At 33.3% G+C, this 11361-nt stretch carries 9 protein-coding genes; 5 read left to right on the top strand and 4 right to left on the bottom strand.

Annotated elements, in window-relative coordinates:
* The first annotated feature begins 225 nt into the window (after nt 1-225).
* Complete coding sequence (locus QZZ51_RS14245; RefSeq protein WP_291870833.1) at nt 226-780, top strand: sigma-70 family RNA polymerase sigma factor; 555 nt, start codon at nt 226-228, stop codon at nt 778-780.
* 213 nt (nt 781-993) lie between these two features.
* Here QZZ51_RS14245 and QZZ51_RS14235 read toward each other — a convergent pair whose 3' ends face one another.
* Nucleotides 994-1626: a hypothetical protein gene (locus QZZ51_RS14235; protein ID WP_291870829.1), complete on the bottom strand. Its 633-nt coding sequence runs from the start codon at nt 1624-1626 to the stop codon at nt 994-996.
* Between the two features lie 341 nt (nt 1627-1967).
* Here QZZ51_RS14235 and gcvP point away from each other — a divergent pair, with 341 nt between their 5' ends.
* The 4 genes from gcvP (at nt 1968) to QZZ51_RS14215 (ending at nt 7507) form a co-directional block, all read left to right on the top strand.
* Nucleotides 1968-4817 carry an aminomethyl-transferring glycine dehydrogenase gene (gene gcvP / locus QZZ51_RS14230; protein ID WP_291870827.1) on the top strand — a complete coding sequence of 950 codons (2850 nt, stop codon included), beginning with the start codon at nt 1968-1970 and terminating at the stop codon, nt 4815-4817.
* Between the two features lie 169 nt (nt 4818-4986).
* Complete coding sequence (locus QZZ51_RS14225; protein ID WP_291870825.1) at nt 4987-6048, top strand: 3-oxoacyl-ACP synthase III family protein; 1062 nt, start codon at nt 4987-4989, stop codon at nt 6046-6048.
* Between the two features lie 63 nt (nt 6049-6111).
* Nucleotides 6112-6639, top strand: coding sequence for a methyltransferase (locus QZZ51_RS14220; RefSeq protein ID WP_291870823.1), 528 nt, complete (start codon nt 6112-6114; stop codon nt 6637-6639).
* Between the two features lie 16 nt (nt 6640-6655).
* The gene (locus QZZ51_RS14215) at nt 6656-7507 is read left to right on the top strand and encodes a glycosyltransferase family A protein (protein ID WP_291870820.1); all 852 of its coding nucleotides are present in this window, start codon (nt 6656-6658) and stop codon (nt 7505-7507) included.
* A gap of 4 nt (nt 7508-7511) precedes the next feature.
* Here the strand turns inward: QZZ51_RS14215 and QZZ51_RS14210 are convergent, their stop codons facing one another.
* From QZZ51_RS14210 to QZZ51_RS14200, 3 genes are all read right to left on the bottom strand, one after another.
* On the bottom strand, nt 7512-8390 hold the full coding sequence (locus tag QZZ51_RS14210) for a hypothetical protein (protein WP_291870818.1): 879 nt from the start codon (nt 8388-8390) through the stop codon (nt 7512-7514).
* Between the two features lie 3 nt (nt 8391-8393).
* On the bottom strand, nt 8394-10877 hold the full coding sequence (locus QZZ51_RS14205) for a TonB-dependent receptor (protein WP_291870816.1): 2484 nt from the start codon (nt 10875-10877) through the stop codon (nt 8394-8396).
* Between the two features lie 175 nt (nt 10878-11052).
* Nucleotides 11053-11361 (bottom strand): OmpH family outer membrane protein (locus QZZ51_RS14200; RefSeq protein WP_291870814.1); only part of this gene is annotated, 309 nt, incomplete at its 5' end.

Here is an 11361-nt window from a genome sequence, read left to right as displayed (position 1 = left end):
TCATTATACTCTCCTGGTGTACGCACATCTACTAACAATGCATTTTTAATATCTTTTTGTGAAAATTCTGTGATATGCATGGTATTACCTTGTGAACAACTAAAGTTCAAGAACAATAAAAAGGATATTAAAAAAGATGCTTTCATTATATATTTGATTTGATTTCCTTCAAAAATAATCAAATTCCATAAAAAACTTTTACATTTGATACTGATAAACAACAGAATGGCATCTCATCAACTAAATCCTAATATTTGGGTAGACCAATATGCGGATTACTTATTTAATTATGCAGTTACAAGAGTAAGCGATTCTGAAATTGCCAAAGACTTAGTTCAAGAAACTTTTTTTGCGGGCTTAAAATCAGCAAAAAATTATAAAGGAGAGGCTGCAGAACGGACTTGGCTTATTGCAATTCTTAAAAGAAAAGTAATAGACCACTACCGGAAAATAAATTCTAAAAAAGGAAAAGCTGAGGTTCGAATGAATTATAGTTCTCATAGCGATTCTGAAGGAGATTGGCTAGAAGAGCAAGTAGCAGACCCCTTTAGTTCTACTAATACTAATTTTTTAGAAAATGAAGAATTAGGTTTAGCTATTCAAAATTGCATTTCGAAATTACCAAAAAAACAATCCCAAGTTTTTGTTATGAAAACTATTCAAGGAATAGACACGGAAGACATCTGTAATGAACTTGGAATTAATCCGTCTAACCTTTGGGTTATGATTCATAGAGCTAGAACCGCTTTAATGGATTGCCTTAATAAAAATTGGTATTAAAGTATGATTTCTTGTGAAAAAGCACAGCTAATTTGTGACAAAGCTCAATATAAAGAAGCTTCATTTTTAGACAAAATAAAGTTACATATACACCTTCTTATTTGTAAAACATGCGCTGGTCATAGTAAAAAAAATGGGCGATTAACAAAACTTTGCAACAAAGCCCCATTACATAGCTTAAGTGAAGGCGATAAGAAAACGATGAAACAAAAATTACATTCCGACAAATAAATAAACTCCATAAACAATTCCTAACCAAAAAATAGGAATACTCTCTACCCAAAACGAAGAAAAATATTTAGATTGGTTTCTTTTTGTACCATACATTAGTACTCCTAAAGTTAAAAAAAGTATCCCTTTACTTACTAAATCCAAAGTAGTAACAACATCTTTTAAGTACGTCATTAGAAAAAATAGTACCACTGCATAAGCTCCAAATATTTTACTTTTGGTTACCCCATATCTTTGTGGCAACGTATTTAATTCTGGTGGATCATGTTTTAAATCTCTTATTTCAAAAGGAATTAAAAGTATTAACACTATTATAAAACGCTGTAATGCTTCCATATACACATCCCAAGTTAATGACTGTTTTAAATTTAAAAAAGGAATAATCACTGTAATACCGGACCAAACTAAAGCTACAAGAATTATTTTTAAGCCCCCCAAATCTCTAAAGTTTCTAGCCTTTGGCAATACAGGAATAGCGTAAACTCCAGTAAACACAATTAATAAAAAACAACATAGAATAGCTTCTTTACTTAAAAAAAACGAACAATACAGGGATCCAACTAAAGAAAACAAACTAACCAACTGTATCTTTTTATGATATGCTTTTGCTACCAAAAAATATTTTTTTGCCTCTACCCCGTATTTTACAAAGTTATAACAGCTAATAGTACTAAAAAAAACAAAATATAAAAGATAAATACTTATTTCAATACCGAAAATAATCCCGGTTACCTTAAGTAAGGACAATACAGCTAGGGCAATATGAACACTTGCATTTATATAAAAGTTAAAAATCGCTTTTAAGCTCTTCATGCCACAAAAATAGTTAAACTGTTTATAACCTTAACTTTTAGTTAAAAACTTTAGTATTCTTCCTCTCTTGAGTCTCGATTTTCCATAAAAAATTTGCTTATTTTGCAGCACTATTTTAAAGTTAAAAAAAACGAACTCAGAATATGCGAACAGACTTATTTGCATCTCGCCATATTGGCGTAAAAGAAAACAACCATCAACATATGCTACAAAGCATAGGAGTTGATAGTTTAGAACAACTTATTTACGAAACTATTCCTAATGATATTCGTCTCAAGGAAGATTTACAGCTAGCTCCCGCAATGAGTGAACATGCTTTTTTAAATCACTTAGAGCTTTTATCAAAAAAGAACAAGGTATTTAAATCTTACATTGGGTTAGGTTATCATGAATCTCTTACCCCTTCCGTAATTAAGCGTAATATCTTAGAAAATCCAGGTTGGTACACTGCCTATACGCCTTACCAAGCAGAAATTGCACAAGGGAGACTAGAGGCTTTATTAAATTTCCAAACCGTAGTATGCGATTTAACTGCTATGGAAATTGCCAATGCTTCTCTATTAGACGAAAGTACAGCTGCTGCAGAAGCAATGACTATGCTTTTTGATGTACGCAGTAGAGCTCAAAAAAAGGCAGAAACTGTAAAGTTTTTTGTTTCCAATGAAGTTTTACCGCAAACGTTATCGTTATTACAAACACGCTCTACTCCACTTGGAATTGAGCTTGTAATAGGCAATCATGAAGAATTTAGCTTCTCTAATGAATTCTTCGGCGCCTTATTACAATACCCAGGAAAATATGGGCAAGCAAATGACTATAGTTCTTTTGTTTCCAAAGCCAAAGCGCAAGAAATAAAAGTAGCCGTAGCGGCAGATATTTTAAGTTTAACTATGCTAACTCCTCCAGGAGAATTTGGTGTTGATGTAGTTGTTGGTACTACCCAACGTTTTGGTATTCCTTTAGGATACGGCGGACCACATGCTGCATTTTTCGCAACTAAAGAAGCATATAAACGTAGTATTCCTGGTAGAATCATCGGTATTACTAAAGATACAGACGGAAAGCCAGCATTACGAATGGCTCTACAAACCAGGGAACAACATATAAAAAGAGATAAAGCTACCTCTAACATCTGTACTGCTCAAGTTTTATTAGCCGTAATGGCCGGTATGTATGCCGTGTATCACGGACCCGAAGGGCTTAAATATATTGCAAAAAAAGTACATAGTTCCGCTGTAACTTTAGCTTCTAAACTAGAAACCTTAGGAATTAACCAAATCAATACATCGTACTTTGACACTATTGTTGTTTCTGCTTCTAGCGCCTTAATTAAACCTATTGCAGAAAAACAAGAGGTTAACTTTTACTATATTGACGAAAACACGATTAGTATTTCTTTAAATGAAAGTGTTACCGCTACAGATGTGGAAACCATAGCTAATATTTTTTCTGAAGCATTAGGTAAGGATTCCATTCAAATTGCAACACTTACGAACGATATTGCTATATCGCCAAGTTTACAACGAACTTCTACATTTTTAGAAAACCCTGTTTTTAACACCTATCATTCAGAAACAGAGCTAATGCGTTATATAAAAAAGTTAGAACGCAAAGATTTAGCTCTTAACCATTCTATGATATCTTTAGGGTCTTGCACCATGAAATTAAATGCTGCAACACAAATGCTTCCTTTAAGTTCTAATCAATGGGGTAATATTCACCCTTTTGCTCCTATAGAACAAGCAGAAGGATATCAGATTGTATTGAAAGAATTAGAAAATGACTTATCCACTATAACAGGTTTTGCTGGCACTTCTTTGCAACCTAATTCAGGCGCCCAAGGGGAGTACGCAGGATTAATGACAATACGTGCCTACCATGAGTCTAATAATGAGCAGCATAGAAATATTTGCATTATTCCAGCTTCTGCACACGGAACCAATCCAGCATCTGCTGTAATGGCTGGAATGAAAGTTGTTGTATCTAAAACAGATGAAAGAGGAAATATTGATGTAGCCGATTTAGAAGAAAAAGTAAAATTACATTCTAAAAATTTATCGGCATTAATGGTTACTTACCCATCTACTCATGGTGTTTTTGAATCTTCTATAAAACAAATCACCAAGCTTATTCATGACCATGGCGGACAAGTTTATATGGATGGTGCAAACATGAATGCCCAAGTAGGACTTACCAACCCTGCAACTATTGGAGCAGATGTCTGTCATTTAAACTTACATAAAACTTTTGCTATACCACATGGAGGTGGTGGCCCAGGTGTTGGCCCCATATGTGTTGCCAAGCAATTAGTTCCGTTTTTACCATCTAACCCAATCATTACTACTGGCGGAAACAAAGCCATTACAGCAATCTCAGGAGCACCATGGGGAAGTTCTTTAGTTTGTCTAATTTCTTATAGTTATATAAAAATGCTTGGAGAAAGTGGATTAAAACAATCTACTATAATTGCCATTCTTAACGCTAATTATATTAAAAATAGATTAAGTAGCGGCTTTGATGTTTTATATACTGGAGAAAAAGGAAGAGCAGCACACGAAATGATAATCGACTGCAGACCATTTAAACAAAAAGGTATAGAAGTAACAGATATAGCCAAAAGATTAATGGACTATGGTTTCCATGCTCCTACCGTATCTTTTCCTGTAGCTGGAACATTAATGATCGAACCAACGGAAAGCGAAAGCTTACCAGAATTAGATCGCTTTTGTGACGCTATGCTTTCTATTAGAAAAGAAATAGAAGACACCCATACGGACCACCCAGACAATGTTCTAAAAAATGCTCCGCATACTTTAGAAATGGTTACTAATGACGAGTGGAAATTTCCGTATAGTAGACAAAAAGCGGCTTTTCCTCTGGAGTATATAAAAGAGAATAAGTTCTGGCCAACTATAAGAAGAGTTGATGATGCTTATGGCGATCGTAATTTAATCTGTAGTTGTATTCCTATTGAAGCGTATACTGAAGCATAAAAAATGCCCAAAATACCTATAAAACAAAGCCTTTTGAATTATCAAAAGGCTTTGTTTATTATAAGTACACCTTAAAAATATCGACTGACTATCGTATTTTTTTTATTATGCGTGCATAACAAAAAACAGTATTCATTACCTTGTTTAATACAACACAAAAGTTATAGTTATGCCAATAGGAATTACAGGCACAGGAAGTTATTTGCCAACAGAAATTACTAAAAATGAAGATTTTGAATCTCATAAATTTCTTAATTCTGATGGGTCTAACATAAATGTCCCGAATCCATTAATAATAAAGAAATTTAAAGCAATTACAGGTATTGAAGAGCGAAGGTATGCTCGTAAAGATTTAAACACCTCTGACCTTGCATTCTTTGCCTCAGAAAAAGCAATTGAAGACGCCGGTATTGACAAAGAGACTTTAGATTACATTATTGTAGCTCATAACTTTGGAGATGTATCTTATGGAAAAACCCAAGGAAACACACTACCAAGTTTAGCTACTAGAGTAAAACATAAATTAGCCATTAAAAACCCTAAGTGTGTTGCTTATGACATTCTTTTTGGTTGCCCTGGCTGGGTACAAGCAATGATACAGGCTCACGCCTTTATTAAAAGTGGTCTAGCGAAAAAATGTTTAGTAATTGGAGCAGACACACTATCTAGAGTTGTAGATAAATATGACCGAGATACTATGATATATTCCGATGGTGCCGGAGCTGCAATAGTAGAAGATAATAAGGATGCCGGAGAAATACTTTTCCATGACTCTGCAACTTATGCTACTGACGAAGCAAATTATCTCTTCTTTGGAGAAACCTACAACAAAGAAGAAAAAGATGACAATCTTTATATTAAAATGTTTGGGAGAAAAATATATGAATTTGCACTAACCCATGTCCCTGCGGCCATGAAACACTGCCTAGACAGCGCAAATATCCCGATAGAAGACTTAAAAAAAATATTTATCCATCAAGCTAATGAGAAAATGGATGAAGCTATTGTGCAACGATTCTACAAATTATATGGCCAGAAAGAAACTCCTGAAGGGGTTATGCCCATGATTATTGAAAAATTTGGAAACAGTTCTGTAGCTACCATACCAACTTTATTAGACCTAGTAAATAAAAACGAAGTTGAAAATCAAAAATTAAACAAAGGAGATGTTATAATTTTTGCAAGTGTAGGTGCTGGTATGAATGTAAATGCTATAGTATACAGAGTTTAAAAAACATCGAATACTTATACACTTATTTTTATAACTTCGTAGTCTTATTATAAAAGGCAATTGATGTACGAAAAAACTTTTCCTAGCAAAAGATTTAAACACACTTTAACTTTCTTAGAAAAACATATTTCTACTAACGAGTCTATTTTAGATTTAGGTGTACCGAATCCGTTTTCTAAAATTATGACAGAAAGCGGGTATTCTGTTGCGAACACCAAAGGAGAAGATATAGATATAGATTTTTCTAGCCTTACCAATTCTAACGCAGAAGTTGTAACAGCTTTTGAAATTTTTGAGCACCTATTAAATCCACTCACTATTCTAAAAGAGATTAAAGCCAATAAATTAGTAGCCAGCATACCAATGCGCTTATGGTTTTCCCCTGCTTACCAAAGTAAAACGGATCCATGGGATAGACATTATCATGAGTTTGAAGATTGGCAATTTAATTGGCTTTTAGAAAAAGCTGGATGGCAAATAAAAGATAGCGCCAAGTGGACAAACCCTGTTAAAAAAATAGGCATAAGGCCATTGTTACGATCCTTTACACCAAGATATTACATTGTTTATGCAGAGAGAATAAAATCTTAATGTAAACACTTGCATTATGAACTACTATGTTATTATTCCTGCGCATAACGAGGAAAACTATATTACACACACTCTAAATTCTATTTTAGAACAAACTACCCTACCCAAAAAAGTAGTTATTGTAAATGATAATTCTACAGATACTACAGAAGAAATAATAGATTTTTTTATTAGTAAATCTCCTATTTTCATAAAACTAAACACCTCTTCTTCTAAAGAGCATATGCCTGGAAGTAAGGTTATAAATGCGTTTGATAAAGGACTACAACTCCTAGATGATTCGTATGATTTTTTAGTAAAACTAGATGCCGATATTATTTTACCAAAAAACTACTTTGAAACCATCTCTTATATCTTTAAAAACAATCCAAAAATTGGTATAGCTGGCGGATTTGCATACGAAGAGTCTAAAGAAGGAGAGTGGCTACTGAACCACCCCATGAATAAAGACCATGTAAGAGGAGCATTTAAAGCATATACCAAGACCTGTTTTAAAGCTATTGGCGGACTTAAAAACGCCATGGGTTGGGATACAGTAGATGAATTACTAGCGCAGTACCACGGTTTTGAAATTTACACCAAAGACCTATTAAAGGTAAAACACCTTAGACCTACCGGAGGAGCTTATAGCAAAAAAGCTAAATTACTCCAAGGTAAGGCTATGTATACCCTACGTTATGGTTTCTGGATTACGTTAATTGCCTCCATAAAAATGGCATTAAAACAAAAAAAGGTAATTACTTTTTTCCATAACCTTGAAGGATATAAAAATGCAAAGAGTGAAAAGGTCTACTTTTTAGTTTCTAAAGAGGAAGGTGAATTTATACGTAATCTCCGTTGGCAAAACATAAGAAGAAAGCTTTTTTAACAACTTACTCATTAATGAGTATTATTTCTTCTTCAGTTAAATTATAGCCTGCAAAAACCCCGACACCACCTTTACCTTCAATATTATCTGGAGCAATTACATATTCAGCAAAAGGGTTACCATCATTATATTGATTAGAATATGTTGCTTTTAAGTTTTGATACAAATTCTCCTCTACATTCGCTACCTGCAAGAGTAAAGACTCCTGATCAAATTCTCCCCCAGTGTTTCTATAAAAATCTCCACTTGTACTCAATACATCACCATCCCCAATTGCATCTGTTACAAAACGATTTTCATCAAAATAGACTTGATTAATATATTTATTTTCATCAATAGCATAACTGTAATCCCCTCCAACAACATAAAAATTATTCTCCCCTGCTATATCATCAAAAAATATCTTTAATACATCTTGTTTAACATCATATTCAGAGACACCCTTAATAAGGTTATACCTAGGATTATTAACTTTTTTAGGTATAGAACAACTAGAGGTATACTGTTCATCATCTACCACCACTTTTAAATAATAGGAATTACCTTCGATTATTGGGAATAATGAAGAGGTTAACTGATATTTATTCTCTTCAGAAACAAAAGGTACAGTAATAATTAATCCGCTTTCACTTTCTAATTGCACAATTGCATTCTTAATAATAAACTTCTCTATATATTCTTCCCTATCATTCTTTTTAAACACAGTACCGAAAGTAGACAAAGCTCTTGATACATTAATCGATATTAATGTATCACTAGGCGATATATAACTTTGTATATATACCTTATTATCCGCATCTAGTAATTTGCCAGAATCTACTTCTTCTGTACACCCGAGTAATAAACCACCAATAGCTAACATTAAAACTTGTATGACTTTCATAATTTAAAATTTAAAGGTATAATTAAAAGAAGGTATTAACATTAGTACAGAGGTTCGGTTAATTTTTTTCCGAACCACAGTATTAGGGTCGTCATAATCTCCCCAATCATCTTCTGCTATATAGATAAAAGGGTTTTTACGCGCATAGCTGTTATACAATGAGAACCCCCATATACGCTCTCTATTCTTCTTTTTCTGTTTAATAAACTGTACCCCTAAATCTAATCGATGGCTCGTTTCTCCTCTAAAATTATTTCTATGTGTAGCAAAATCCTCAGATAAAAAACCACTTCCAAACGAGTCTTGATACCCTTGAATAGGAAAATTATCATCTGGAACAAATTTCTGTAAATTAGGTAATGTGTAATTATTCCCTGTAGACAACACCCAAGTAGCTGATAATGTTAGCTTAGGGCTTGGCTTATATATTCCCACCAAAGAAATATCATGTCGACGATCGTAACGGTCATAAAATTTATTACCAAGATTTAACTCCTCAAACTGTCTTTCGGACCAAGAAAGTGTATAACCTAACCAACCTGTTAATGGTCCTTTCTTTTTTCTAAACAATATCTCTGCACCATAAGCCCATCCTTTACCAGATGTTATATTCTCTTGCCAATCTATGCTTTTTCCACTTTCTAAATTATCCAACGCCAAGAAAGATGCTCCTTCTTTATAAGCAATAACATTATCCATCGTCTTATAATACCCCTCTAACGTAAAGGAATAATTATTATTTAAAAAATCTTTTGCCAATCCAAATGCCACTTGTTGCGATTCTTGTGGCTTTACCTTATCTGTAGAAGACACCCATAAATCCGTAGGCAAACCAATACCAGAACTAGACAGTAAATGTATGTATTGATTCATTTTAGAGTAAGAAGCTTTTAAAGCTAAATCTGGCTTAAGAGTATAAGACATTGCCATTCTAGGCTCTACATTAAAATAATTTTTAGCCTTATAATTAAATCCACTAATACGCAATCCACCAGAGAAATTTAGTTTTTCTGTAATTTTATAATCGTCCTCTAAATAAAAAGCACTTTCAAAAGACTTTAGTTCTTGCGTGGTATTTACATCTGGAATTTCAGCTTCCTTTATCTGTACTCGCTGAGGTGTAAATTTGTGCATAGTCCCAACTAACCCAAAACGAACTGTATGTTTATTAGTAGGATAATAGTAATAATCAGATTTTAAAGAATAATCATTAATCCCAGAGCTGGATTTAAAAATATATTTTTGATTATCAAACTCCTCATCTAAACCTACACTAAACTTATAATTACTAAAAATGAAAGAGGTGTTAGAAAAGAACTTACCATTAAATTGATGATTCCACCTTAGAGTCGAAGTTATATTCCCCCAATTTAAATTAGCCTTATCCTCATACCCAGTATCTACATAACCATTTTCATACTCATAGTCCTCTTGCTTATCTCTACTATAAAACTTATCCCTACCAGCATAATTACTCCAATACAATTTATCTTTATCACTAAAAATATGATGTATCTTAAAATTTAAATCCCCAAAATAATAACCACCCTTACTATTCTTTTTTAAAAAAGGCTGCGCTAAAATATCTGCATACGTTCTTCTTCCACTAAATATAAAAGAAGTTTTCCCTTTATTTATAGGACCTTCTAACAACAAGGAGCTAGAGATTAAACCTACATTGATTTTCCCGGACAGTTTTTCTTTGTTTCCGTCTTTCATATCAATTTTTATTACAGAAGACAGCCTTCCACCAAACCTCGCAGGAAAACCCCCTTTAAACGCTTCTACAGACTTAATAGCATCGCCATTGAATACAGAAAAGAAACCAAACAAGTGGTTGGAGTTATACACCACCGCATCATCTAAAATGATAAGATTCTGATCTGGTGTACCTCCACGAACAAAAAAACCAGAACTCCCTTCGGAACCTCCTTGTATGCCAGGAAGTAATTGCAAACTTTTTAATACATCTTTTTCTCCTAATAAAGCCGGAATATCTTTTATATCGGCAGGATCTAACTGAACTTTACTCATTTGAGTAACCTTACTTTCTTTTAAACTTTCTTTTGCAGAGACTACAACTTCCTCTAAGGATTCTACAGAAGATTCTAAGGTAAACGACAGCGAAACGTCTTTAACTATATTAACCTCCTTATTTATAGTAGCATAGCCCATATAAGAAACCACAAGATTATGTGCCCCTTCAGGAAGTGTTAAAGAATAAAAACCATAGGTATTAGTTGTTACTCCAATTTTCAATTCTGGTATATAGACAGATACACCAAACAAATTTTCTCCACTACCAGCTTCTGTTATATAACCACTAATAGTAGACTCTTCTTGTTTCTTTTTTTTAACTTTACCATCGACACTGGTCTTTTTAGCCAGCAGAACTTTAGAAATAGGGTTAAAAGAACTAGAAGCCTGTACCGATGCAGAACATAATAGACTGAGGCTAATAAGCCTACATACATTTTTAATATTCAAGTGGAATGGTTTTGTTGTTTAGACTTTAAAGAAAATAAAATACAACAATAGATGAAAGAATATTCTTAAAACTTTAGGATTAATTTAGGTAATGTTTAACAACCCACTAAAAATTGAGCATAAAAAAACCATCTTAAAATAAGATGGTTTTTTTATATTTTTAAAGTAGTATTCTTTAGAATCCTAATTCTTTTTTTACATCTACTAAAAGGTCTTTTCCTTTAGCTACAATTAAACCACCACCTGCTTGTGCATCGATAACATAATCATACCCTTGAGCGCCTGCAACTTTTTCTATAGCTGCTTTAGCTTTTTCTGATATTGGAGCAAATAATTCCGCTTGTTTTTTCTGAAATTCTTGCTGAGCCGCTTGTTGTGCTTCCCCTATACTTTTCTCATACCCTTGTAATTCTACAGCTCTTTTATCATTTTCTTCTTTTGATTTAGCTGCTGCTTCATTTTGGTATTGCGTAAACTTATTACG

This window comes from Maribacter sp. (assembly GCF_016744255.1).
Taxonomy (GTDB): Bacteria; Bacteroidota; Bacteroidia; order Flavobacteriales; family Flavobacteriaceae; genus Maribacter_B.
Note: the sequence above shows the minus strand (reverse complement) of the source record. Positions and strands in the feature narration are given on the sequence as shown.

Coding starts and splice junctions, on each gene's coding strand:
- QZZ51_RS14210 (WP_291870818.1), bottom strand. CDS start 8,390: ATGAAAGTCATACAAGTTTTAATGTTAGCTATTGGTGGTTTATTACTC.
- gcvP (WP_291870827.1), top strand. CDS start 1,968: ATGCGAACAGACTTATTTGCATCTCGCCATATTGGCGTAAAAGAAAAC.
- QZZ51_RS14225 (WP_291870825.1), top strand. CDS start 4,987: ATGCCAATAGGAATTACAGGCACAGGAAGTTATTTGCCAACAGAAATT.
- QZZ51_RS14245 (WP_291870833.1), top strand. CDS start 226: ATGGCATCTCATCAACTAAATCCTAATATTTGGGTAGACCAATATGCG.
- QZZ51_RS14220 (WP_291870823.1), top strand. CDS start 6,112: ATGTACGAAAAAACTTTTCCTAGCAAAAGATTTAAACACACTTTAACT.
- QZZ51_RS14215 (WP_291870820.1), top strand. CDS start 6,656: ATGAACTACTATGTTATTATTCCTGCGCATAACGAGGAAAACTATATT.